This window comes from Syntrophaceae bacterium, assembly GCA_013177825.1.
In the GTDB taxonomy this organism is placed as follows: domain Bacteria; phylum Desulfobacterota; class Syntrophia; order Syntrophales; family PHBD01; genus PHBD01.
Window position 1 is genome coordinate 1,101,544 of record JABLXX010000001.1, and the last position, 23,694, is coordinate 1,125,237.

General features: G+C 60.0%; 20 protein-coding genes. 11 read left to right on the plus strand and 9 right to left on the minus strand.

Features of this window, described 5'->3' with window-relative positions; genetic code table 11:
• Positions 1-2: 2 nt before the first annotated feature.
• The 6 genes from HPY65_04870 to HPY65_04895 form a co-directional block, all read right to left on the minus strand.
• Positions 3-1,478 carry a tetratricopeptide repeat protein gene (locus tag HPY65_04870; GenBank protein ID NPU83801.1) on the minus strand — a complete coding sequence of 492 codons (1,476 nt, stop codon included), beginning with the start codon at positions 1,476-1,478 and terminating at the stop codon, positions 3-5.
• A gap of 9 nt (positions 1,479-1,487) precedes the next feature.
• Complete coding sequence (locus HPY65_04875; GenBank protein ID NPU83802.1) at positions 1,488-2,015, minus strand: hypothetical protein; 528 nt, start codon at positions 2,013-2,015, stop codon at positions 1,488-1,490.
• A complete protein-coding gene (locus tag HPY65_04880; GenBank protein ID NPU83803.1) occupies positions 2,012-2,701 on the minus strand; it encodes a hypothetical protein in 690 nt (229 codons plus the stop codon). The genes HPY65_04875 and HPY65_04880 overlap by 4 nt, the downstream gene beginning before the upstream one ends.
• A gap of 253 nt (positions 2,702-2,954) precedes the next feature.
• Positions 2,955-4,583 carry a GTPase HflX gene (hflX, locus tag HPY65_04885; GenBank protein NPU83804.1) on the minus strand — a complete coding sequence of 543 codons (1,629 nt, stop codon included), beginning with the start codon at positions 4,581-4,583 and terminating at the stop codon, positions 2,955-2,957.
• 8 nt (positions 4,584-4,591) lie between these two features.
• Positions 4,592-4,795, minus strand: coding sequence for a zinc ribbon domain-containing protein (locus HPY65_04890; protein NPU83805.1), 204 nt, complete (start codon positions 4,793-4,795; stop codon positions 4,592-4,594).
• Positions 4,796-4,955: 160 nt separating this feature from the next.
• Entirely contained in the window at positions 4,956-6,494 is a 1,539-nt protein-coding gene (locus HPY65_04895; protein NPU83806.1) for a hypothetical protein, read from the minus strand.
• 940 nt (positions 6,495-7,434) lie between these two features.
• Here HPY65_04895 and acs point away from each other — a divergent pair.
• From acs to HPY65_04920, 5 genes are all read left to right on the plus strand, one after another.
• Positions 7,435-9,405, plus strand: coding sequence for an acetate--CoA ligase (gene acs, locus HPY65_04900; GenBank protein NPU83807.1), 1,971 nt, complete (start codon positions 7,435-7,437; stop codon positions 9,403-9,405).
• Positions 9,406-9,522: 117 nt separating this feature from the next.
• On the plus strand, positions 9,523-10,296 hold the full coding sequence (locus HPY65_04905) for an electron transfer flavoprotein subunit beta/FixA family protein (protein NPU83808.1): 774 nt from the start codon (positions 9,523-9,525) through the stop codon (positions 10,294-10,296).
• Positions 10,297-10,332: 36 nt separating this feature from the next.
• Positions 10,333-11,304, plus strand: coding sequence for an electron transfer flavoprotein subunit alpha/FixB family protein (locus HPY65_04910; protein NPU83809.1), 972 nt, complete (start codon positions 10,333-10,335; stop codon positions 11,302-11,304).
• 156 nt (positions 11,305-11,460) lie between these two features.
• A complete protein-coding gene (locus HPY65_04915; protein ID NPU83810.1) occupies positions 11,461-13,659 on the plus strand; it encodes a 4Fe-4S dicluster domain-containing protein in 2,199 nt (732 codons plus the stop codon).
• Positions 13,660-13,880: 221 nt separating this feature from the next.
• On the plus strand, positions 13,881-15,581 hold the full coding sequence (locus tag HPY65_04920) for a long-chain fatty acid--CoA ligase (protein NPU83811.1): 1,701 nt from the start codon (positions 13,881-13,883) through the stop codon (positions 15,579-15,581).
• Between the two features lie 89 nt (positions 15,582-15,670).
• Here the strand turns inward: HPY65_04920 and HPY65_04925 are convergent, their stop codons facing one another.
• The 3 genes from HPY65_04925 to HPY65_04935 are packed head-to-tail and all read right to left on the minus strand — an operon-like array spanning position 15,671 to position 19,235.
• Positions 15,671-16,879, minus strand: a complete 1,209-nt coding sequence (locus tag HPY65_04925; GenBank protein ID NPU83812.1) for a 2,3-bisphosphoglycerate-independent phosphoglycerate mutase — start codon at positions 16,877-16,879, stop codon at positions 15,671-15,673.
• Positions 16,880-16,899: 20 nt separating this feature from the next.
• The gene (locus tag HPY65_04930; protein ID NPU83813.1) at positions 16,900-18,276 is read right to left on the minus strand and encodes a UDP-glucose 6-dehydrogenase; all 1,377 of its coding nucleotides are present in this window, start codon (positions 18,274-18,276) and stop codon (positions 16,900-16,902) included.
• Positions 18,277-18,284: 8 nt separating this feature from the next.
• Positions 18,285-19,235 (minus strand): SDR family oxidoreductase, encoded by a 951-nt coding sequence (locus HPY65_04935; protein ID NPU83814.1) that lies wholly within the window; start codon positions 19,233-19,235, stop codon positions 18,285-18,287.
• A 230-nt stretch (positions 19,236-19,465) separates the two neighbouring features.
• Here HPY65_04935 and rsmI point away from each other — a divergent pair, with 230 nt between their 5' ends.
• The 6 genes from rsmI (at position 19,466) to HPY65_04965 (ending at position 23,559) form a co-directional block, all read left to right on the plus strand.
• The gene (rsmI, locus tag HPY65_04940) at positions 19,466-20,311 is read left to right on the plus strand and encodes a 16S rRNA (cytidine(1402)-2'-O)-methyltransferase (protein ID NPU83815.1); all 846 of its coding nucleotides are present in this window, start codon (positions 19,466-19,468) and stop codon (positions 20,309-20,311) included.
• Positions 20,312-20,477: 166 nt separating this feature from the next.
• On the plus strand, positions 20,478-20,801 hold the full coding sequence (locus HPY65_04945; GenBank protein ID NPU83816.1) for a hypothetical protein: 324 nt from the start codon (positions 20,478-20,480) through the stop codon (positions 20,799-20,801).
• A 4-nt stretch (positions 20,802-20,805) separates the two neighbouring features.
• A complete protein-coding gene (locus HPY65_04950; protein NPU83817.1) occupies positions 20,806-21,504 on the plus strand; it encodes a hypothetical protein in 699 nt (232 codons plus the stop codon).
• 12 nt (positions 21,505-21,516) lie between these two features.
• A complete protein-coding gene (locus HPY65_04955; GenBank protein ID NPU83818.1) occupies positions 21,517-22,104 on the plus strand; it encodes a DUF799 family lipoprotein in 588 nt (195 codons plus the stop codon).
• 90 nt (positions 22,105-22,194) lie between these two features.
• Positions 22,195-22,962 carry a FecR domain-containing protein gene (locus HPY65_04960; GenBank protein ID NPU83819.1) on the plus strand — a complete coding sequence of 256 codons (768 nt, stop codon included), beginning with the start codon at positions 22,195-22,197 and terminating at the stop codon, positions 22,960-22,962.
• A gap of 42 nt (positions 22,963-23,004) precedes the next feature.
• Positions 23,005-23,559 carry a CDP-alcohol phosphatidyltransferase family protein gene (locus HPY65_04965; protein NPU83820.1) on the plus strand — a complete coding sequence of 185 codons (555 nt, stop codon included), beginning with the start codon at positions 23,005-23,007 and terminating at the stop codon, positions 23,557-23,559.
• Positions 23,560-23,694: the final 135 nt, after the last annotated feature.

Genomic DNA, 23,694 nt, shown 5'->3' on the forward strand with positions numbered 1-23,694 from the left:
CTTCAGTGGCCGCCGCCACCACCACCGGCACCGGCTGCCTGAGCCGCTGCCACGTCGGCCTCCGCCGCAACGGCAACGGAGGCGACGACCCCTTCCACGCCGGTCGCCGCTTCGCCGGACGACGGCGAGCCCGCGAGGGCCGGTCCGCAGGGGCCGGTTGGATCGATGTTGACGCAGCGCGTGAACGCGTCGAGAGCCTTGTCCCATTCCCCCAGGTCCTGCCAGTCGAGTCCTTCCCCGTAAAGGAGCAGGCCATTGTAGGAACGGGTTGCGTAGCGATTGATCAGTTCCTCTTCCGCCAATGTGAGCTTGATGCCCAGGTCCTTGAGAATGCCGAAGACGATGGCCTTCTGCATCTTGAAAAACTCATCCGTTTTGCCGCGGGCATCCTGGTCCCCCAGGTCTTTGCCGGATGCTACGCTCGTCAGGATCCGGAGGACGTGAAGGTCGTCGGCACCGGCCCCGAGCATGCTTCCCGAGACGATCTTGCCGGCCCCCAGCAGCCGTCCGATCCGGGGTGACGTGGCCGGATCCACAATGCCCGACTGGCCGAGTTTCATCTCGTCCAGCAGTTTCTGCATCCGGATCCGCTCCACCACCTGAATCCCTTTCGCCTTGCTCAGATCGGTGATGATCATCGCCGCCAGGGCCTTCCGGAGATATTTCGTCTTTTCCGTGTTTCCCTTTTCCCCGAAGGGGGACACGGCGAGGGTATTGTCGTTCACCGGGAAAGCCTTATCCAGCTTTTCCTTCGGTACGGCGGTTACTCTGGACCGGGACGGTGCTGCGGTTCGTGCTTTTGGCAAGGGGGCGGCCGCTTTCGTTTCCGCCTCGATTTTTCCCTTCCTGGCGGTCCTGGACTTCCGGCTGGTCCGGCTGCGCCTGGTTTTCTTGGAGGACTTGGCGGGCGGCGCTCCCTGAACCGCTTCCTGCGGGGCCGGGGCGGCAGGCGCAGATACGGCCGGTGCATCCTCCCTTTCGGCAATCATGCCGCCCACGAGCAGAGTCCTCTCCTGGGCGAGGGCGTTCCTGGCCTGCATGGCGGCGTCTTTGTAGAGCACAAGGATTCGCTGCTTTTTCACCAGATTGGCGATGTTGCCGTCGGACTCCCGGGCCAGGAGGATGTCCCAGGTGTCGATGGCCTTCCCGTAATTGCCCGTCTCGGCATAGGCCAGACCAAGGTTGATGGTGGTCCGCCGATTGGGATCCTGTTTGTATGCCTTTTCCAGGGCGGCGACGGCCTCAGGGCCTTTCTTCATTCTCAGGTATGTCTCGCCGATCCCTTTGAGGGCCTCTCCATTGTTCGGGTCGGCCTTGAGGATTTCCTGGTAGGCCGCCAGCGCCTCGTCGTAGCGTTTTCCCTGGAGTGCGGCGTTGGCCTTCACCTGGAGCACTGCGGAGCCGCAGCCGGCGAGAGCGAAAACCGCCGCCAGGAGTAACAGGAGCACATACCGGCTTGAGAATGCGGATTTGTTCATGATCACCTCCTATGGAATCTGGGAATGCAGCCGGGGCAGAAGTTCCGTCGAGAGCTTTTCCTCCAGATCGGGCAGCCGGGAGAATTTCCCGGCGACTTTCCCGGTGGACAGGATTTCTCCCGTTTCCGTCTTCACAACCCGGACGTTGATCTTGATGGAATCCCTGAATTTGAGAAAAGACCCCAGAACGAGGGTGTTCGCCCCCAGGAGCCTGCCTGCCCGGACGGCGGCATGTTCGTCCGCCGGACCCGAAGCACCCGCATGCAGTTCCTCCAGGATCCTCTTCAACCGCGCTCGCTCGACGACCCGGACCTTTCCGGATCGGGCGAATCCGTTTGTCAGGGCGGTGGCGATCTCTTCTCCCAGTCCCCTCGTATTCGCCGATGCCGCCAGGTCCTCCAGGGGAAAGACGGCAACCAGCCAGCCGCCTTCCGTCGTCGCGGAGGCCTCCGTCGCGGCTTGCCCCGTGGATACCAGGGCAAGAAGGATGGCTGCCAGTACAAAGGAGCGGAAAAGGGACATGCCGGGTCCGTTCAAGGCCGCATTCTCTCTTTCCGACGCTTCAGTTCCTTCCGTTTCTGCGCTGCCTTCTCGAAGCCCGGATCGATCCGGAGGGCCTCCTCGAAGGCCTCGTCCGCTTCGTGGAAGCGGGCCCGGTCCATCGCATCGAGGCCCCGGGAATATTCCAGGAAAGCCGTGAAGGAGCGCTTTCCCGTTCGGGCCAGGAGTGTCCGCTCCTCCGTTGTCAGGGGGGCATCCAGCCCCGTGGCGATCTTTTCCACCAGGGCTTCCTCGAGTTGGAAGAAATCGTCCGTCTGTCCGGTCACTTCCTTTGCCATGAGGACGAGACCCGTCTCCACCTCCACGATCCGGGCATCGATGCGGATCGTCCCGCCGATGGCCGTGTAACTTCCCATCAGGAGGGCCTGGACGCCGAGGATTCTGCCGAGCCTGACCGCCGAGGCCGGGTCCGTCAGGCCCGACTGCTGGAGTTTCAGCTCCGACAGGAGGGCGTCGAGGCGCTCCCTTTCCACGACCTGCAGCCTGCTCAGGCGGCCCAGGTCGCCGATGAGCGTGTCGGCGATTCCTTTCTGGAAGGCGTCCAGCTTTTCCCGGTCGGTGATGCATTCATTGTCGAAATAGAGGACCGCCAGTCGGATTTTTCCGGTCTTTTGGGTGTCGCGGGCTGCACCGGCCGCCGGAATTGGCGGTATGAGGGCCACAGCGCATAAAAATACCAGAAAAAACAGAAACCGTCTGGAGGGGAGCATTGCAATGACCTTGCCGGTTGAATTTTGACTTTTCTTATAGCGAGTTTCCCGCGGAAAGGAAAGACCCTTCCGGGAAAACAGGGGAAGCAGTCCGTATTTTTATACGATATCACAGAATAATCAGAGGCGAACTTCCCGTTCTCAATGGGAGAATATGACGCTTTCACCCCAAGGAGCAGGCGGAAAAAAGGAAGCGCCTCCGGATTTAACGACGGTTGCCGATGACGGATTCAAGACGGACCAGGAGAGCGGGCAGGGTTTCCGGATGAAGGGCCGAGACGGCCGGTGCCTCGTACCTTCGGGACAGCGTTGCAAGCTGGTCCGGGTCGTCGAACCGGTCCGCCTTGTTCAGGACCTTCAGAAGCGGCTTCCCAGCGATATCGAGTTCCCGGAGGATGTTTTCCACCGCTTCGATCTGCTCTTCGAAGCTCGGGTTGCTGACGTCGATGACATGCAGGAGCAGGTCCGCTTCCTGGAGTTCATCCAGGGTGGCACGGAAGGCCGCCATCAATTCCCGGGGCAGGTTCCGGATGAAGCCGACGGTGTCGGTGATGATGGCCTCCGTGTCCCGCGGAAATCGGAGACGGGAGCTCTTCGGGTCCAGGGTTGCGAAGAGGCGGTCTTCGGCGAGAACCCGGCTGTGGGTGAGGGCGTTCAGAAGGGTGGATTTCCCCGCATTCGTGTATCCCACGATCGAGATGACCGGCAGCCCCTCCCGGCGCCGTTTCATGCGGCGCTGGTTCCTGGCTTTCTCGATTTCCACGAGTTCCCGTTCGAGGCGGTGGATGCGGTCGCGGACGCGGCGTCGGTCGATCTCGAGCTTCTGCTCCCCGGGACCCCTGCCGCCGATTCCTCCGGCCAGACGGGAAAACGCTGTGTTTCGCTGGGCCAGACGGGGAAGCCGGTATTTGAGCTGGGCCAGCTCCACCTGGATCTTGCCCTCCCGGCTGTGGGCCCGCTGGGCGAAAATATCCAGGATGACCTGGGTCCGGTCGACGACCTTCAGCTCCGTAAAGTCGGCGATGGAGCGCGCTTGGGCGGGAGACAGCTCATGATCGAAGAGAAGGCAGTTGGCGCCCATCTGGAGCGCCCGGATCACGACGTCCGCCAGTTTCCCCTTTCCCAGGAGATAGCGGGGATCCGGTTGGGGACGCTGCTGAACGACGGCGTCGAATACCTCCACCCCGGAGGTCCGGCACAGCTCGCGAAGCTCCGTCAGGGCCGTCTCCGTATCCGTCAGGGGATTCGTTTCCACCCGCACCAGGATGGCCCGGTCGGCGGCATCGACCCGCCGGGAGGTCTGTCGCCTGGCAATGGCGTTCTCCAGATCGGAGATGAAAGAGACGAAATTCAGGCTGAGGTCGGGAGGACGGACGGGTTTCAGGAACGACCAGTAGGTGCCTTCGGGGTTTTCCGGGACCAGGTGGGCTGTGTGGACGATTCCGGGGAGGCCGTCCTGTTGCGCGATAACCGCGCAGACCAGGTCCAGGCGGAGGAGAGCCAGGTCCGTCAGGTCGTCTTCCGTGAGGCTTTCGCCGTTCAGGTGGGTGTGGATGAGGCGCAGCCCCCTCAGGCGGCTGGCGGCGAAGCGGAAGCGGTCCAGGCTGGGGATCAGGATGTCCCGGTGGGAACCGACGATCACTTCCTCCACGTCCCCCCGGCGGTTCACGAGGATCCCGATCTGGCGGTTCAGTTCGCGGGACGGCTCCGTGATTTGGCGGGCGATGTCCTGCGTGACGACGCGGTCCGGAGGGATCCGGCGGCGGTAGAGCTGCTCGATCCGCCGGATCTGTTCCGGTTTCAGGCCGGTGAGGTTGCCGTGAATTTTCCGGATGGGTGCACCTACTTGAACTTCTCGGGGCTGACCCTGCGCTCCATGCCGTCGAGGAAGGACGACCAGGAATTTGTCTGGAACGCCGTTACCCGCTTTTTGGGTTTGACGGCCCCGCACTCGGGGCAGGCCAGATCGTCGTAAGGCTCTCCGATCTTCAGGAAGTGGTCGTAGACGGTCTCACACTTGCTGCATTCAAACGTGTAGATAGGCATGACGGTTCCTGCTCCTCAAAAAATCCAAGGGATTATCGCTGCGTTGGGTCCTGGCGGACACGGCCCTTGTATGCGACAGGCGCCGGTTTTTGTCAATAAAAAACCCCGGAGGGTTTCCCCTCCGGGGCCGTCGGCAAACGGGGGTCGATGACGGCTGGACTTAGAAGCTCAGCGTCAGCTTGTGCATCAAGAGGTAGTCGTTGGACAGTGCCGGCTCGATGCTCCGGCAGCCGGCCTGGGTGCTGTTGTAGCAGCCCTTGAAGTAATCGCCGACCCAGAAGTAACCGGCGCCGACCATGTACTCCAGGTTGTCGTAGATCTTGTACGAAGCCGTCAGGTCAAGCTCGTACCCGTACTTGTTGGAGTTGTACTCCGTAAGGGAGTTGCCCGTGTTGAGAACGCCGGCAACCGTCGTGTAGCCAAGCGCCGGGGCGTTGGCCCAGGGCTTCTTGTCCGCGTAGGCGTAAGTGAAGGCCAGCTTCACGTCCGCTTTGGGAACGGGCTTCACACCGACGTAAAGGTGGTAGAACCACACGTTGTCCATGAACGTGTTGACTCCGTTCGCCGCGGGGACAGCGCCGCGGTAGGTACCGCTGCCGTTGCTGCCGACCCAGGTGTGGAAGTCATCGTTGAACATCATGAGGGCCGGGTTGTAGGCCTGACCGGCGAGCAGACCGGCCATGAAACCGCCTTCCTTCTTGTCCGGCGTCGCAGGATCGTCACCGCGGATCCAGGCGAACGCGAGACCGAAATAGACCGGCTGCAGGTCATAGCGGGCGCCCAGGTAGAGGCCGATGCCTTCCATGGTGACGTCCGTCACGAGCGAGTTCGCGGCCGTGTAAACCAGGTAGGGGTTATCCCACTTCATCTTTCCGGTCACGACGGCTGCCTCGCCCTCGAGGTAGAAGCTACCGAAGGTGGCCTTGAAGTAGGGGTCGATGACCAGCAGCTGGGTCAGCGTGCCGTAGTCCGTGGCAACGGTCACACCGAAGTCACGGGCGGTGGCGTTCCGGCCGTACTGGAAGATCACGCCGGCCTCGACGGCCTGGCCCTTGTAAACCACGCCGAGGTCGTAGATGTCCGCATCGGCATCCTTATAGAGGCTGTCGCCGGCCACGGTGGTGGGACGGCCCCAGGAGCTCTCCTCGCCCTTTTCAATCGCCGCGATGAGCGTCACCGGGCCGATCGGAGCAAGATACTTGATACCAGCGCGGGTTCCCATGGAGTCGCCGAAGAGCGTTCCAAAGGTGATGAACTGCTGGTAACCGACGAGGAACTTGCCGATGCCGGTGTTGAAGTCGACATAGGCACGCTCGAACTCGATGTTTTCCTGAACGGCCGCGTTGGCCGCGCCCTGAGACGAACGGCTGGTCGTATCAACCGCGCCGGTCCAGCGCTTGTCGCCCCACTTCTTCTCCAGGGCGTCAAACCGGGTTACCAGCTTGAGGCCTTCCACGACTGTAAATTCGGTCTGGATTCTCAGGCGCTGCTGATAGAACGCCTGGGAGCCCGTCTGGCCGGGGGTGTAGATGCCGGCACCTGCGTTGATGTAAGACCCATCATCGATCAGGGAGTGGTTATTGTCCAACAGTCCCCAGACGTGATAGGTGCCGCTGAACTTTACGTCCACGGCGGACGCCGGCATGGCGATCGCAAAGACGACCATGGCCGACAGCAAAGCAATCCAAAGCTTCTTCATTGTTTCCTCCGAAAGAGAAAAACTGGATTTGGTTCGGTCCTTCCGGGCAGAAAGGACCCTTCTTCCTATCCTCTTGCTTCCCCGGTGCCTGACGGCAGCCGGGAAGGACCGCCCGGGCGTTTGCCTTTCCCGGACCTGTCCTGCTGACCCCCGTTTCACCTCCTTCCTTATGGTAAAGTCGGCGGAAAGTATCATCCTCCGCCGCCCTTGTCAAGACGGCCGTCCATATTTGCATTGGAAGGGCGATCTTGATGGATGCTGACTTTGCAAAGGTTATACCAGGAACAGCCGGGCTTTTGCCGTCCGTTCAGGGTGCATGCTTTTAACTGCCTGAAAATAAATTGATTGTCATCTTGGCTCCGGCGCTCTTCCGGAATGCCCCTCGGGGCCGCTCACATGTGCTTTCTTCCCGCAGTGTGTCCCTAATGGGAGGGTCTCCTTGAAGGTGTTGCAAAAACACCACATCTTTGGCCTGTGCCTCCCGATCCGGTTTTTTTTTCATCCGGAGTGCGGGACGACCCATGGCCTGCCGTAATCCCTTCCTCCGGTTCCGATTCCCCGCGGAACTCCCGACGGACGGGCCATGGCGGCCTATTGACGGGGCAAAATAACGCTTGACAGAAAGAGGATAATTGATATAGGGCAAATCGCGCGTTAGCGTATGACCGGGAGTCAGCGAATGACTGCCGTTCACAGGCCCCACGCATCTTGCCGCAGGCCATCCCCTTTTGGAATTCAGGCGGGTTTCACGTTCAGGTCGGATCGCTTCCGTCGCTTCCGGCGCGGTCTCAAAATGCGGACCGTGATCATGACCCGGCACAGCCGGTCTGAGTCCAGCAAATCAGGAGCGCAGGGCAACGCTCCCTTTTTGAGTCCGGAAAGGGATAGGGCGGGTACCAATCAATTCAAAAATATCAAGCAAGGGAGGTACGTAGAACACATGGCAGAAGAAAAGGTTCAGTTGAAAGAGGTCTATCCGGTACCGGAGAAGATCAAGAAGATGGCCTACATCAGCGGCCGGGAAGCGTACGACAAGATCTGGAAGCGCTCCATCGACGACCCTGATGGATTCTGGTCCGAGATCGCCAAGGAGTACGTGGAGTGGTTCAAGCCGTTCGACAAGGTCATGGACTACAACTTCGACATCAAGAAGGGCGACATCTACGTGAAGTTCTTCGAGGGCGGGAAGCTGAATGTGTCCTACAACTGCCTCGACAAGCAGCTCAAGACCCGGGCCAACAAGGTCGCCATCCAGTTTGAAGGCAACGAGCCCGGCGATGACAGGGCCATCACCTACAAGCAGCTCCACGAGGAAGTCTGCAAGTTCGCCAATGTGCTGAAGTCCCTGGGCGTGAAGAAGGGCGACCGGGTCTGCCTGTACCTCCCCATGATCCCCGAACTGGCCATCTCACTTCTGGCCTGCACCCGCATTGGCGCCATTCACAGCGTTGTGTTCGGCGGCTTCAGCTCCGACTCCCTGCGCGACCGGCTCCAGGACAGCACCACGAAGATCCTGGTCACCTGCGACGGGACCTTCCGCGGCGCCAAGGCGGTTCCCCAGAAGGACAGCGCCGACGCGGCCGTGGCGGAATGCCCCTCGGTGGAAAAGATCGTCGTCGTGAAGCGCGTCGGCGACAAGATCAAGTGCAACATGAACGCCGCCCGGGACATCTGGTGGGAGGATGCCATGGCGAAGGCCTCGGCGGACTGCCCCCCCGAGTGGATGGACGCCGAGGATCCCCTCTTCATCCTCTATACCTCCGGCTCAACCGGCAAGCCCAAGGGCGTCATGCACACCACGGGCGGCTACCTCGTCTTCGTCGCTTACACCCACAAGATGATCTTCGACTACAAGGAAGAGGACGTCTACTGGTGCACCGCCGACATCGGCTGGGTCACGGGACACTCCTACATCGTGTACGGTCCCCTCTGCAACGGCGCTACCTCGGTCATGTTCGAGGGCGTGCCCAACTATCCCGACATCAGCCGCTTCTGGAAGATCGTCGAGAAGTACAAGGTCAACATCTTCTACACCGCTCCCACGGCCATCCGCGCCATCGCCAAAGAAGGCAACGAGTGGGTCAAGAAGGCGGACATCTCCAGCCTGCGCATCCTCGGAACCGTCGGCGAGCCCATCAACCCCGAGGCGTGGAACTGGTACTACAACGTCATCGGCCGCGGCGAGTGCCCCATCGTCGACACCTGGTGGCAGACCGAGACGGGCGGCATCCTCATCACCCCGCTCCCCGGCGCCATTGACATCAAGCCCGGCATGGCCACCATGCCCTTCCCGGGCGTCTGGCCCGTCCTCCTGGATGACGAAGGCAAGGAGATCACCACCGTGGAGGCCTCCGGCGCCCTCTGCATCAAGCGCCCCTGGCCCGGCATCATGCGCGGTGTCTACGGTGATCCCAAGCGTTTCGCCGAGACCTACTTCGAGCAGTTCCCCGGCTACTATGTGACGGGTGACGGCTGCCGGCGCGACAAGGACGGCTACTACCAGATCACCGGTCGTATCGATGACGTCATCAACGTTTCCGGTCACCGGATGGGAACGGCGGAAGTGGAAAGTGCCCTCGTCGCCCACGCCAAGGTTGCCGAGGCGGCCGTTGTCGGCTATCCCCATGACCTGAAGGGCCAGTCCATCTATGCTTACGTAACGGTAAAGAGCGGTGTCGAGAAGTCCGATGCCCTCAAGAAGGAACTGGTCGCCCATGTCCGGACCCTGATCGGTCCCATCGCCACGCCGGAGAAGATCCAGTTCGCCGACGGTCTTCCCAAGACCCGGAGCGGAAAGATCATGCGGCGCATTCTCAAGAAGGTTGCCGCCAATCAGATCGATGACCTCGGCGACACCACCACGCTGGCCGATCCTTCCGTTGTCGACGACATCGTGAAGAACCGGCTCTAATCGGCATGCCGTAACAGGAGGGCGGGACTCCCCGCCCTCCTGCACGAAGAAACCAATACATACTGGATGGAGGGGTCGTCCGGATTTGGCCGGCTCCCATTCGGGAAGGAGGAGAACGTGAATATCATCGCATGTGTAAAGCAGGTTCCGGATACGGAAGCCCAGATCAAAGTCAAGGCCGATGGATCGGGGATCGACGAGGGCGGCATCAAGTGGGTCATGAATCCCTATGACGAGTTTGGTGTCGAGGAAGCCCTGAAACTGAAGGAAAAGCTCGGTGGCGATGTGACGATCGTGTCCATCGGACCCGCGCGGGCCATGGAGACCATTCGCACCGCCTTGGCCATGGGTGCCGAGAAGGGCGTCCACATCGACGACCCCGCTCTGAATGCGGCCGATGCCTACGCCACGGCGGCGGCCCTGGCGGCAGCCATCAAGGGCCTGCCCTATGACATTATTTTCTGCGGCCAGCGAGCCATCGACGATGACTCCGCCCAGGTCGGAGCCATTCTGGCGGAGCTCCTCGGCGTTCCCCAGGTGACCTTTGTCACGAAGCTGGAAATCGACGGAACGAAAGTCAAGGCCGTGCGGCCCATCGAGGGTGCCCAGCTGGTCATCGAGACGTCCCTGCCCTGCGTGATTACGGCGACCAAGGGTCTCAACGAGCCCCGCTACGCCTCGCTCCCCGGCATCATGAAGGCCAAGAAGAAGCCGGTCGATGCGAAGAACGCCGCCGCCCTCGGCGTGTCAGCCGATGCCAAGTCGAAAGTGGCGAAGATGGTCCCCCCGCCTGCCCGTCCTCCTGGAAAGATTCTCTGCGCCGACGATACGCCCGAAGGCAAGGCGGCGGAGCTGGCGAAGCTTCTGCGGGAAGAGGCGAAGGTCATCTAATTATAAAAACATACGGAATCACGGAGGATATCGATCATGGCAAAAGGTGTATGGATTGTAGCAGAACTGCGTGACGGCGCCTTCCGGAAGGTGACTTTCGAGCTGGCCAGCACCGCCCGGAAACTGGCGGACCAGCTGGGTGAGGAAGCCTGCGCCGTGGTGTGCGGCTCCGGTGTTGCGGGTATTGCCGGAGAGCTGGGAAAATACGGAATCGACAAGGTTTACGTGGCCGACAACGCCGCGTTTGAGCCCTATACGACGGATGCCCATGCGGCGGCCGTCGCCAAGGTCGTCAAGGACAACGATGCGTCCATCCTGCTGGTGGCCGCATCCTTCCAGGGCAAGGACCTGGCCCCCCGGCTGGTCGGCAAGCTGGCCACCGGAATGGCCTCGGACTGCACGGACGTCAAGATCGCCGACGGCAAGCTCCTGGCGGTGCGCCCCATGTACGCCGGCAAGTGCTTCGGCGAGATCGTCGTTTCGGCGACGCCGCAGATCGCGGCCCTTCGTCCCAATGTGTTCCCGATTGTCGAGAGCGCAAAGGCGGGCGCCGTCGAGACCTTCGACCCGGGTCTGGGCGATCTGAAGACGAAAGTCCTGGAAGTGCAGAAAGAGGAGTCGGGCAAGATCGACGTGTCGGAAGCGAACATCATCGTCTCCGGCGGCCGTGGCATGAAGGGGCCGGAGAACTTCGCCATCCTGGAAGAGCTGGCGGCCGTCCTCGGAGCCGCGGTCGGCGCTTCGCGTGCCGCCGTGGATGCCGGCTGGAGAGCCCAGTCGGACCAGGTGGGACAGACCGGCAAGGTCGTGTCTCCGAACCTGTACATTGCCTGCGGGATTTCGGGCGCCATCCAGCACCTCGCCGGGATGAGCTCCTCGAAGTACATCGTGGCCGTCAACAAGGATCCGGAAGCCCCGATTTTCCAGAAGGCCGATTACGGGCTCGTGGATGACCTCTTCAAGGTCGTACCCGCCCTGACGCAGGAGTGCAAGAAGCTGCTTGGGTAGCAGGCTTTTTCAGTGGTCAGTCGCAAAGGGTGGCCGGCGGCCCTGAGGGCCGCCGGCTACCTGCACGTTTTGCATGCGTCCGTCTTAAACCGCTGTCTTTGCTTCCCATTCGCCACCCCTCGCTGATCACGCAAGAACATATCGCTTGGAGGAGTTATGGCACACGGAATCGCACCAATCGGAATCGGCAATGAAGGCCGGCAGGTATTCTGGAATGCCGAGCATTTCGAGCTGTTCCTCTTTCTCTTTACCGGCATTGCCATGGTCATCTTTGCCATCGGCCTCTTTCGGCGCTGGCAGATGTGGACCGCCATGGGCAAACCGGAAATCCGCATGGATAATGTCAACGAACGGCTCAAACTGCTCTGGAGAAACGGAATTCTGCAGGTCAAAACCTGGCAGGATCTGTACCCGGGCGTCATGCACGGCATGATCTTTTTCGGGTTCTTCGTCCTCATCTTCGGAGCCGCTTTCGACGCCACGGAATTCCATATCACGGAGCCTTTCGGCATCGCTTTCCTCAGGGGCAAGTTCTATCTCTTCTTCTCCATGATTATGGATCTTTTCGGCCTCTTCGTCCTCATCGGGGTAATCATGGCCCTGTGGAGGCGCTATATCCTGAGGCCCGACCGCCTGACCTACAAGGGACAGCCGGACTCCACGCCCGATGACGCCATCGTCCTGCTTTTGATCCTCGGTATTATCGTAACGGGATTCGTCATCGAAGCCCTCCGGATTCACGTCACCTGGCAGCAGGCGCCCTGGGAAACCTGGTCCTTCGTCGGCTGGAACCTGGCCAAGGCCTTTGCCGGCGTCGAGCCCGGATCGGCGAAGGCGATGCATGCGGCGACCTGGTGGATTCACACCTTCATCGCCCTCGGATTCATCGCCTATATTCCCTATTCACGGCTGATGCACATTATCACGACGCCGGCCAATCATTTCATGACCACCCTGAAGCCCGTCGGCCAGCTGGATCCAATCGCCGACTTCGAGAACGCCGAGAGCTTTGGCGTGGGAACCCTGGAAGAATTCACCTGGAAACAGATCTTCGATTCCGACGCATGTACCCGCTGCGGGAGATGCCAGGACGGCTGCCCGGCCTACCTGACGGGCAAGCACCTGTCGCCCAAGAAGCTGGTTCAGGACATCAAGACCTACTGGCTGGAGAAGGCTCCGGCTGCAGTGGCGGCAAAGAATGCCGCCGGCGAGGACAAGATCGCCCAATGGGGTCGGAAACTGGATTTCATCACCGGCTTTGCGAAACAGAAAATGGCCGGGGAAGGCGGAGCCGAGGCGGCCGAGCGTGCCCTCATCGGCGAAGTGGTCGATCTCCACGAGTTGTGGGACTGTACGAACTGCATGTACTGCATGGAGAACTGCTCGTCTTCCATTGAGCATGTGCCCAAGATCGTCGGCATGCGGCAGTACAAGGTCCTGATGGACGCTGATTTCGCTCCTGAACTCCAGCTGACCTACCGCAACATGGAAAACAACTCCAACCCCTGGGGTGTGGGATCCCACCTCCGGGCGGACTGGGCCAAGGAACTGGGCGTCAAGACCCTCGCCGAGGACTCCAACGTGGAGTATCTCTTCTACGTGGGATGCGCCGGCTCCTTCGACGATCGTGGCAAGAAGGTCTCCGTCGCGCTTGCGAAGATCCTTCAGGCGGCCGGGGTCAGCTTCGGCATCCTCGGCACCGAGGAGAGCTGCTGCGGCGACTCGGCCATGAGGGGTGGGAACGAGTACCTTTATCAAACGCTTGCCCAGGCGAACATCGAGGTGATGAAAGCCTACGGCGTGAAAAAGGTCATCGCAACCTGTCCCCACGGCTACAACGCCCTGAAGAAGGATTATCCGAACTTCGACGGCAACTTTGAAGTGTATCACCACACGGAGATTATCGCCGACCTGATCGCCCAGGGGAAAATCAAGCTGCAGAAGCCCGTGGAAGGTGCCTTCACCTACCATGACTCCTGCTTCCTGGGGCGGTATAACAACGTGTACGAGCAGCCCCGGAAGATCCTCGCGGCGGTTCCCGGTGCGAAGACGGTGGAGATGGCTCGCAACCACGGAAAGAGCTTCTGCTGCGGCGCCGGCGGTGCCCGCATGTGGATGGAAGAGCACGGCGACCGCATCAACGACGCCCGGGCCAAACAGGCCATTGACGTCAACGCGGACACCATCGCCGTCGGCTGTCCTTTCTGCCTCACCATGATGAGCGACGGGATCAAGTTCCACGGCAAGGAAGAGAGCATGGTCGCTCTTGACTTGGCGGAAATCGTCTGGAAGGCCATGGGCTTGGAGGAAGAGAAGGCACCGGTCGAGGTCTGCGCCGCTCCGGCGGAAGAATAGAAAAGAAGTTTTCAGGCAAGGGATTTTCACAGCCCCGGCTCAATGAGCCGGGGCTTTTTTTGTGGATTACGGGGCGCCGATCCATTATAATCCGCTCATCGAACTTCCGTGTCTCACCGCGCAACCATTACCGGAAAGCAGACCAATCCCCTTGTGTCCGCCCCGGTACGGAAAGAAATCTTCACAACCCGGTCCGTTTTTTTCTTGAAAGGAGGCTTTTCATGGCAGGAGAGAGCGTCTATGCAAAGAAATTGTGGCTGAAGTCCTACGAGCAGGGAGTCCCGGAACGCGTCCAGTATGAGGATCTCTGCCTTCCGGATATCCTGGAGCGGACGGCCAAGCAGTTTCCGGAACGTCCTGCCCTGATCTTCCAGGGCTACACTGTTTCGTTCCGGCAGATGAAGGACATGGTGGACCGGTTTGCCTCCTGCCTGACGGATTTCGGGATTCGGAAGGGCGATGCCGTGGCCCTTCTTCTGCCGAACGTGATTCCCTGCGTCGTGGCCTATTATGCAATCCTCAAGATCGGTGCCATCGCTGTCATGAACAACCCCCTGTACTCGGACCCGGAACTGGATCACCAGTTCAACGACTCCGGGGCGAAGGTGCTCGTGACCCTGGACCTCCTGGGGAACCGGATGATCGACATCCGGCCGCGGACGTCGATCCGCCAGATCATCTACACATCCATTGGAGACTACCTTCCCTTCCCGAAGAGCCTCCTTTTTCCGCTGGTGGCTAAAAAGAAGAAGATGGCCGCCGATGTGAAGACCGCACCCGATGTCTACCGCTGGAAAGACTGCCTGGCCAAGCATAGCCCGACCGCCGCTGCTGCAAAACTGACCTTCGACGACATCGCCATGTACCAGTATACCGGCGGGACAACCGGTGTATCGAAAGGCGTCATGCTGACCCACGGAAACCTGAGCAAACAGGTCCAGCAGCTGGCGGCCTGGTTTCCGAAGTTCACCAGGGGCACGGAGATCATGCTGGGCGCCCTGCCGTATTTCCATGTCTTCGGTCTCTCCGTGTCCATGAATTTCTCCATTCTCATGGGCTGGGCTCAGGTCCTGGTGCCGCGTCCCCAGCCGGAGCCGCTCCTGGAGGCCATCGGGAAATTTCGGCCCACCTTTGCTCCCCTTGTTCCGACCATGTACATCGGGATGCTGAACCACCCGAACCTCAAGTCAACCGACATGAGCTGCATCAAGGGGGCCTTCTCCGGGAGCGCACCCCTGCCCGTGGAGGTCATTCACGACTTCGAGAAGCTGACGGGGGCAACCATTGTGGAGGGGTTCGGGATGACGGAAACGACACCGGTCACCCACGTCAATCCGTTCCACGGCGGAGCCCGCAAGGTGGGAAGCGTCGGGGTGCCCATCTCCGACACGGAATGCCGCATCGTGGACCTGGAAGACGGGGTTACGGACATGCCCGTGGGCGAGCGGGGAGAACTGATCGTCAAGGGGCCCCAGATCATGCTCGGCTACAAGGGACGTCCGGAAGATACGGCCAGCACGCTGAAGGACGGCTGGGTCTACACCGGGGACATCGCCACCATGGACGAGGACGGATATTTCTACATCGTCGACCGGAAGAAGGACATGATCATCTCCGGCGGTTACAACGTCTATCCCCGCGACATCGACGAGGTGTACTACCAGCATCCCAAGATCCAGGAGGCCTGCTCCATCGGCATCCCCGATCCGAAGCGCGGCGAGAATGTGAAGCTGTTTGTCGTCCTCAAGGAGGGTGAACAGGCGACGGCGGAAGAACTCATCACCTGGGGGAAGGACCACCTGGCCGCCTACAAGCTGCCCACCGAAGTCGAGTTCCGCACGGAACTCCCGAAAACGAACGTCGGCAAGATCCTCCGGAAACAACTTCGGGCCGAGGAACTGGAGAAGAGAAAAAAAGGCTGAACGTGGAATTCGGCAAGTGACAACAAAAAGGGCGGTTCCGCAAGGGGCCGCCCTTTCGTGTTTCCCTCGACATGTGGGACGTTAGGGGCTCAGGCCCCGAACTTTTCGAGCCGCCCGGCGTGTGCCAGGGCGAGGGCCATGAGGTTCATCATGGGCAGGCGGCCGAGTCCCCCCAGGAGGCAGTCCCGCTCTCCGAAGCGCTCCACCCGGTCGGGCCGGCAGGTCTTTGCCGCCAGGACGACCGGTACGGGATGCCAGCTGTGACCGCTCAGGGCCGCCGGTGTGGAGTGATCTCCCGTCACGACCAGTACATCCGGCTTGAGATCGAGGATGCGCGGCAGCAGGGCATCCACCTCTTCGATCACCTTCACCTTGGCGTCGAAGTTGCCGTCTTCCCCGCGCGAATCGGTGGGCTTGACGTGGACGAAAAAGAAATCGTGGCTTCCGAAGGAGGTGCGGAGGGCATCGAACTCGTCGGCGATCGTCTCCGTCGGCGGATGGACCGCCATCCCCAGCAGGCGGGCAATTCCCCGGTACATGGGATAGGAGGCGATGGCCAGGGGATTCAGCTTGAACCGCTCCGTGAGGCTCGGGAATTTCCGGTATTTCGCGTAACCGCGGAGAAGGACCATGTTTGCCTTCTCCTCGTCCGCGAGAACCCGCCGGGCTTCCTTTGCCAGTTCCGTGAGGACCGCTTCGGTTCCATTCGCTTCCGGCGTGGTCGCCCGGGGCGGAAGCGGCGGCTTTCCGGTTTTCTGCGGATCCGTTTCCTCGATCTCATCCCGAAGCCTTTCGTCCCGCAGGACGAGGAGGGCCCGGTGCTCCTTCACGGGTTCAAAGAAGAACGGCACGTTCGATTGAAGGCGGATGCCTTCCTGGAGTTTCCGGCAGACCCGCCGGTTTGTCTCATTGTCGATCCGGCCCGCCCTGCGGTCCGTCACAAGGCCGTTCCGATCCACCGTCGCGAAGTTGACCCGGATGAGCAGGTCCTTCTCCGTCATGGGGTAATCGATGCCGGCCCCTTCCAGGATTCCGCGGCCGATATTGTTCCTGACCGGGTCGTAGCCGAAAAGGGCGAAGTGGGCAGGTCCGCTGCCGGGTGTGATCCCGGGGCTGACGGGGTCCAGAAGACCGCATATGCCCTCCCTGGCCAGAGCGTCCAGGTTTGGAGTCTGCGCCGTCTCCAGTTCCGTATCTCTCCCGCCGGGCGCGGGCAGTCCTCCCAGGCCGTCCATGATGAGAAAAACGATTTTTGTGGTGCCCGGCTGTGTGAGGCGGTCGATCAGTTCGGTGTCCATTGTGTTTCCTTACTTAATGATCAGAAGTGTTTGAGAGGAGGTTTCCCCAGGGGATACACATTGAAGCCAAGATCGAAACATCCGTGATGGTCGAGGATGTTCCGGCCGTCAAAGAGGAAGGCCGGTTTCTCCATGCGTTCGTAGATGCGCCGATAGTCCAGTTTCCGATACAGGTCCCATTCGGTCATGACGGCGATGGCATGGCATCCCGCCGCCGCTTCATAGGGATCGGTGACGTACCGGACGTTTCCGACGGCGTCGCTCAGATCCATCCGAGCATTTTTGATCGCCTGCGGGTCCGTAACGATCACTTCCGCCTTTTCCTCCATCAATCTCCGGGCGATGAAGATCGCGGGACTCTCCCGGGTGTCGCCCGTATTGGCCTTGAAAGCGAAACCGAACAGGCAGATCCGTTTCCCCGCCAGTGTATTGAACATGGCCGTCAGCATTGTCCCCAGGAAGCGTTCCTGCTGGTACTCGTTGATGCGCACGACGCTTTCCCAGTAAGCGGCCACGTCGTCCAGGCCGTAATGGCGGCACAGGTAGACGAGGTTGAGAATGTCCTTCTTGAAACAGGATCCACCGAACCCGATGCTTGCATTGAGAAACTTGGGTCCGATCCGGCTGTCCATGCCGACGGCACGGGCCACTTCCTCGACGTCGGCCTCTGTCTTCTCACAGAGGGCGGAAATGGCGTTGATGGAGGATATTCTCTGGGCAAGGAACGCGTTCGATACAAGCTTGGACAGCTCGCTGCTCCAGATGTTGGAGGTGATGATCCTTTCCCGGGGAACCCAGGATGCGTAAATGTCAACGAGGATCCGGCGCGCCCGCAGGCCTGATTCCGTTTCCCGCGACCCGATGAGAACGCGGTCCGGTGCCTGAAGGTCGCGGATGGCGGATCCCTCTGCAAGGAACTCGGGATTCGACAGGACCTCGAACCAGACTCCATTCCCCGTATGGTGGAGAATGCTTTCCATGGCCTGGGCCGTCTTGACCGGTAGGGTGCTTTTCTCGATGACGATCTTCGGGGTTTCGGCAAACTGCAGGATCTGACGGGCTGTGCGCTCCCAGTATTGAAGGTCGGCGGCCATGCCTGCGCCGACGCCGAAGGTCTTTGTGGGCGTATTGACGCTTACAAAGATGATGTCGTTCTCGCGGATCCCTTTTTCGATGTCCGTGCTGAAGAAGAGGTTTCTCCCCCGGACGGTCCGGACGATTTCATCCAGGCCCGGTTCATAGATGGGCAACTCGTCGGAATTCCAGGCGGCGATCCGTTCGGGGTTGATGTCCACTACGGTAACGCGGTAATCGGGGCACTGGAAGGCGATCATGGCCATCGTGGGGCCGCCCACGTAACCGGCGCCGATGCAGAGGATGTTTCGGTTGTAAGGCATGGATTCTCCTATGTTGCCTCGATTGTGCCGCGGAAATACGCGATGGTTCTCCGGAGCCCTTCCTCCAGGGGGACGGAGGGGGTCCAGTCCAGGCGTCTCCGCGCCTGTGCGATGTCCGGCTTTCGCTGAACCGGATCGTCCTGGGGCAGGGGACGATGAACGATCCTCGATTTGGATCCCGTCAGGCGGAGAACCTCCTCCGCCAGGGAGAGAATCGTGAATTCGACCGGGTTCCCGATGTTCAGCGGACCGGTGCAGTCGTCGGCAGTATTCATCAGCCGCGTCAGTCCCGTGATCATGTCGTCGACGTAGCAGAACGAACGCGTCTGGGAGCCGTCGCCGTAAATCGTCAGATCCTCCCCCCGCAGCGCCTGAAGGATGAGGTTGCTCACCACCCGGCCGTCATTGAGGGCCATTCTCGGGCCATAGGTGTTGAAAATCCGGGCGATCTTGATCCGGACCCCGTTCTGCCTGTGATAATCCATCATCAGACACTCGGCGGCCCGCTTTCCCTCGTCATAACAGCTCCGGATGCCGATCGGGTTTACCCGGCCCCAGTAGCTCTCCCGCTGGGGGTGTTCCTCCGGGTCGCCGTAGACCTCCGAGGTGGAAGCCAGAAGGATCTTTGCCCGGACGCGCTTCGCAATGCCGAGGGTATGAATCGTCCCGAGGACATTCGTCTTGATGGTCTTGATGGGGTTGTACTGGTAATGCACGGGAGACGCCGGGCAGGCGAGGTTGTATATCTCGTCCACTTCCAGGTAGACGGGATTGGTAATGTCGTGGCGGATCAGTTCAAACCGCTCTTGGGTGAGGAGGTGACGGATGTTGTCCTTGCTGCCGGTGAAGAAATTGTCCAGACAGATGACTTCCTCGCCTTGCGCAATCAGGGAGTCACAGAGGTGGGAGCCGAGAAAACCGGCGCCGCCGGTAACAAGAACCCGTTTTTTCACTGTCATGCCGCAGATACCCCGTACTCTTTGACGTTGGCTTTTCCCCGGGAGGTTGCTATGAGTGTTTCTCCGCCGACCCGGAAACGATCCTCGTCCGTGATGCACAGTCTGCCGGCAAAAGGGCGTGCCCGGTGCACGCTGCGGCACGGTATGACGCATGGCAGATCTGCAACCGCACGATTCCAAGGCGGTCGGTTTTAACCATAAAACACGTTGATATGTCAATCGAAAAGGGGATGCGGCCCATGCCGACGGCAAAGCTTTACATTGTGGCGACTCCCATCGGGAATCTGGAAGACGTGACCCTGAGGGCGCTTCGGGTGCTGAAAGAAGTGCGCTGGATTGCAGCGGAGGATACGCGCCGGACGAAAAAACTCCTGAACGCTTATGGGATCCGGACGCCTCTGGTCAGCCTTTACGACCAGACGGAACGCAGTCGTACGCCCTCCATGATCCGGCGCCTCCAGGAGGGACAGGATATTGCTTATGTGGCGGACGCCGGCACGCCGGGAATCTCCGACCCCGGCTATCTCCTCGTAAACGGTGCCATCGAGGCAGGCATCCCCATTGTTCCCATTCCCGGGCCGACTGCGTCGATCGCGGCCCTCTGCGTATCCGGACTGCCCATGAACCGGTTCCTGTTTGCCGGGTTTCTCCCCAACCGGCCTTCGGCCCGCCGCCGGTTTCTGGAGGCGCTGCAGGAGGAGGAGGGGACGCTTCTGTTCTATGAGTCCCCGGTTCGCCTGCAGGACTCGCTCCGGGATATGGCGGCCGTCTTGGGAAACAGGAAAGCGGTGGTGGCCAGGGAATTGACGAAAATTCACGAAGAGCTTCTCCGGGGCCCCCTGGAAGCATTGCTGGAGCAGCTCTCCGGGCGGGAGTTGAAGGGAGAGGTGGTCGTACTGGTCGACGGACGGCAGGACACAGCCGGGGACGTGACGGACGAGTCGATTCTCCGGGCCGTTGAAGAAGCCCGGCGCAGGGGACTTCTCTCGAGCCGTGATCTGGCTGTGGAAGTGTCCCGAATGCTGGGAGTGCCGAAGAAAAGAGCGTACGAGCTGATCGTTCGTGCTTCGGATTAGGGAGGCTCGTCCCGAAGGGAATCGCAGGCCTTTCGATTCAATTCTCCTTCCATCGATCCTGTTCTCCCCTTGATGCACACAGGGAGTTATGATACCGTTTGCGCCGCTGTCTGTACGGGAATATCTGGCATGGTCCGGAAATCAGATACAGGTGCGGAGGAAAACCATGACGGGAGAAGGGATGCCGGAGGGCCGCAGGGTCATCGATCTGGTGGATGTCCTGGAAGAAGGGGTCTCCGTTTTTTCAGGCCGTGAAGCTCCTTCCCCGCATGAAAGGGCTTCTGCCGCCGAGCCGCGGAAGATTCATGATCTTACGGAGGTGGTCAAAGACATTCCCGTCCGGGCTGTTGCCGACCCGGCTCTTCGGGAAATGGTCCTCCAGCATGTCTCGGAAATAGCCGAGCGTCTGGCCAGAGAGATGATTCCGGGCATTGCGGAACGGGTGATTCGGGAGGAAATTGAGAAGCTCAAAGCGATGGACGGCCCGTAAAGGCATGTCTCCAGCGAATGAAGAGAAAGGCCGATCCCGTCGGCCGGCAGTGTTGCTCGCTTTCTTTCTCGTGATGATGCTGTCGACATCCCCTGCTTTTTCCCAGGAAGACATTGCCGTCATCAGCATTGACGTGCAGGGATCGGCCCAGATTCGGGGTGGAGATCAGGCAAAGGCGCGGGACGGTGCCGTTCGTGATGCGTTGAGGAAAGCGGTCAGGCAAGGCCTCCTGGAGATCCTGAAGATTAAAGAGCCGGCCAGGCTTCCCCGCGACATTGATCAACTCCTTGCCCGGCATGACCGCTATGTAGACACCTTTTCCGTTCTCAATGAAGGATTGGAGGGAGGGACCTACAGCATTCAGCTGCGGGTTGCCGTCCTATCCGACTTTCTGGTGCATGATCTGAAAAAAATGGGGATTCGGCAGACGGGAACCGCCGAAGCCCCTCGACACCATGTTCCCGTTCGAGTATCGGGGCTCCATCGTTTTGAGCACTTCGTACGGATCCGGGAGGGATTGTCGGTCATCCCGGGTGTCAGGCAGGTTCTGCCCAGAAAGGTCGCTGAAGGCGAGATCTGGCTGGATATAGAATCAGCCGAACCACCGGCCGTGCTTGCGAAACATATTGAATCATCAGGTCTTTTCAAAGTCTCGAAGGAGACGGGAGCGCCCGGCCGCCTCGACCTTGAATTCCAGCCCTGAAAGGACGCGTAAATGAGACGGACAAACCGGATTCTGATCCTGCTGGCTGCTGTGATCGTGCTGGCCGGATGCAGCTCAAAAGTTCCTTATACGCTCGTTGAAGACTTTTCCAAGAAAAGCGTGCGGCTGGTTGCCTTACCGCTGCCCATTCAGGCCTCGAAAGAGGTCGACCCGGTGGGAGGGAAGATCCTGCGGGACAAAACGGCTGAAGAGCTTTATTTCAAGGGGTATCCAAAACTTCCGTTTGCGGGTATCGATGAGCGGCTGGCTGCAGCGGGAGTGGAGATCCGGGATGGAGAAATATCTGCCCGATCTCTCGGCGGTGCGCTGGGAGCCGATGCGATCCTGTTCATCACCATGGAAACGTGCGGCACCTCCTATTTCCTGAACACGGCCAAGACCACGGCGGCGGCGCAATTTACGCTTCGCAGTGCCCGGAGCGGGGAGATCCTCTGGCAAATGAGAGCAGTGAGGTCGAAACGGACGTTTCATGTGACCCGGAAATGGCTGGAACAGGACGTAATCGGAATTTATGAGCCTCTTCTCCGGGAGCTTGTAAGTGCGGCCCTGGCTACGCTGCCTGACGGGCCGGATGTGTGATCGACCGCCGGCGAGCCTGTCCAGGAAATCGGCTCAGCGATTCGGAGCGGCCGGCCAGCGGAATGCTATCCGTTACAAAGGGAGGTCGATATGAAAAAGTATCTATGGATTGCCGGTCTGTTGGCCGTTTGTGTCGGCCTGGCCCTTTCGGATCCGGTGCGTGCCGCACGGGCGACTTTTCTGAAGATCGGGCCTGGTCAGGCGGTTGTGAGCGTTCTGGAGGGATCGGCAACGGCGACGTCGCCCGGGAAAAAAGGAGCCCGTTCCCTGAGAGCGGGCGATCTCCTGAGAGGCGGTGACGAGGTGGTAACAGGCCGTCGTTCGAGATTGGAACTTACCTTGCCGGACCGATCCGTCGTACGCTTTGCCGACAATACGCGGTTCAAGATTCTGCAGATCAGCACGGAGGAAGCGAGCAAGCGTCGTGACGTCCGGATCCACATGTCCCTCGGGCGAGGCTGGGCCAAGGTCAGCAAAACCTTTACCGGACGAAGCCGTTTCGATCTTTCCTGCGAGAATGCAGTGGCGGGTGTTCGGGGAACCGTATGGCGCATGAACGTGGATGCCGACCAGTCGGCAATGGTCCGGGTTTACGACGGCGAAGTCAATGTGGCGGGCGGCCAGAAAACCATGGACGAAGTCAAATCGCAGGCAGGGCCTTCCATGCGGCTGACGGCTCCCAAGCCGATTGCCGGTCCCCGGAAAGTGACCATGGAAGAGTGGACCTACATCGTTCGTTCCCTGCAGGAAATCCGCATCGACAAAAACGGTACGGCGTCGAAACCGTTTTCGTTCTCGCCGGAAGCAGACCGGGATGAATGGGTGGATTGGAACAAGGAGCGGGATCAGGAAAGTTAATAGGTGCGGGGGCGTATGACGGTTCCGGACAAGTCGGAGCGGATCAATATTCCAAACAGTCTGACCCTTCTGCGCATCATCCTGGTGCCGGCCATCGTCATTCTGTTGATGCAGGGATCCTTCAAGCTCGCGATCCTGGTGTTTCTGATCTCGGGTCTTACGGATATTCTGGACGGATACCTGGCCCGGGTGCTTCACCAACAGACCGTTCTGGGTTCCTATCTCGATCCCATCGCCGACAAGGCCCTCATGATCAGTTGTTACGTCACGCTGGCAGTAAAGAAAATTCTTCCGGGATGGCTTTCCGTCGTTGTTATCAGTCGGGACTGCATCATTCTGATCGGGGTGGCCGTTCTTTCTCTCATGTCCGTGACCTATAAAATCCAACCGGTTTTCATTGGAAAGCTGACGACGGCCGTACAGATTCTGACGGTCTTCATATTCCTTGTTTCCCGTGCGATTCCAGGCTCCATTGCCGCTTCCTTTATGGAAGGGCTGATCTGGGTTACCGCGTGTGTTACGGTTGTTTCCGGTTTCAACTATATCATGATCGGTGTGCAGCATATCAATCGGCAGCAAAAGCCCCGGTCTGTGTAATTTTGTTTGGTAATTGATCCTGTGCTGGCACCTGTGATAAGGGTGCCTCATGGACTTAACTAGTTATCATAATGTAATATCCAGCGAGAGCAAAGCCAGAAAATATCTGCTGGGAAAAAGCTTCAAAAACCATCA

What these genes read in the sequence shown, in the direction of transcription:
- HPY65_04945 (NPU83816.1), top strand. Translation starts at nt 20,478, where the DNA reads ATGACGGGAGAAGGGATGCCGGAGGGCCGCAGGGTCATCGATCTGGTG.
- HPY65_04955 (NPU83818.1), top strand. Translation starts at nt 21,517, where the DNA reads ATGAGACGGACAAACCGGATTCTGATCCTGCTGGCTGCTGTGATCGTG.
- HPY65_04910 (NPU83809.1), top strand. Translation starts at nt 10,333, where the DNA reads ATGGCAAAAGGTGTATGGATTGTAGCAGAACTGCGTGACGGCGCCTTC.
- HPY65_04890 (NPU83805.1), bottom strand. Translation starts at nt 4,795, where the DNA reads ATGCCTATCTACACGTTTGAATGCAGCAAGTGTGAGACCGTCTACGAC.
- HPY65_04925 (NPU83812.1), bottom strand. Translation starts at nt 16,879, where the DNA reads ATGGACACCGAACTGATCGACCGCCTCACACAGCCGGGCACCACAAAA.
- HPY65_04895 (NPU83806.1), bottom strand. Translation starts at nt 6,494, where the DNA reads ATGAAGAAGCTTTGGATTGCTTTGCTGTCGGCCATGGTCGTCTTTGCG.
- HPY65_04920 (NPU83811.1), top strand. Translation starts at nt 13,881, where the DNA reads ATGGCAGGAGAGAGCGTCTATGCAAAGAAATTGTGGCTGAAGTCCTAC.
- HPY65_04950 (NPU83817.1), top strand. Translation starts at nt 20,806, where the DNA reads ATGTCTCCAGCGAATGAAGAGAAAGGCCGATCCCGTCGGCCGGCAGTG.
- acs (NPU83807.1), top strand. Translation starts at nt 7,435, where the DNA reads ATGGCAGAAGAAAAGGTTCAGTTGAAAGAGGTCTATCCGGTACCGGAG.
- rsmI (NPU83815.1), top strand. Translation starts at nt 19,466, where the DNA reads ATGCGGCCCATGCCGACGGCAAAGCTTTACATTGTGGCGACTCCCATC.
- HPY65_04930 (NPU83813.1), bottom strand. Translation starts at nt 18,276, where the DNA reads ATGCCTTACAACCGAAACATCCTCTGCATCGGCGCCGGTTACGTGGGC.
- HPY65_04915 (NPU83810.1), top strand. Translation starts at nt 11,461, where the DNA reads ATGGCACACGGAATCGCACCAATCGGAATCGGCAATGAAGGCCGGCAG.
- HPY65_04935 (NPU83814.1), bottom strand. Translation starts at nt 19,235, where the DNA reads ATGACAGTGAAAAAACGGGTTCTTGTTACCGGCGGCGCCGGTTTTCTC.
- HPY65_04960 (NPU83819.1), top strand. Translation starts at nt 22,195, where the DNA reads ATGAAAAAGTATCTATGGATTGCCGGTCTGTTGGCCGTTTGTGTCGGC.
- HPY65_04870 (NPU83801.1), bottom strand. Translation starts at nt 1,478, where the DNA reads ATGAACAAATCCGCATTCTCAAGCCGGTATGTGCTCCTGTTACTCCTG.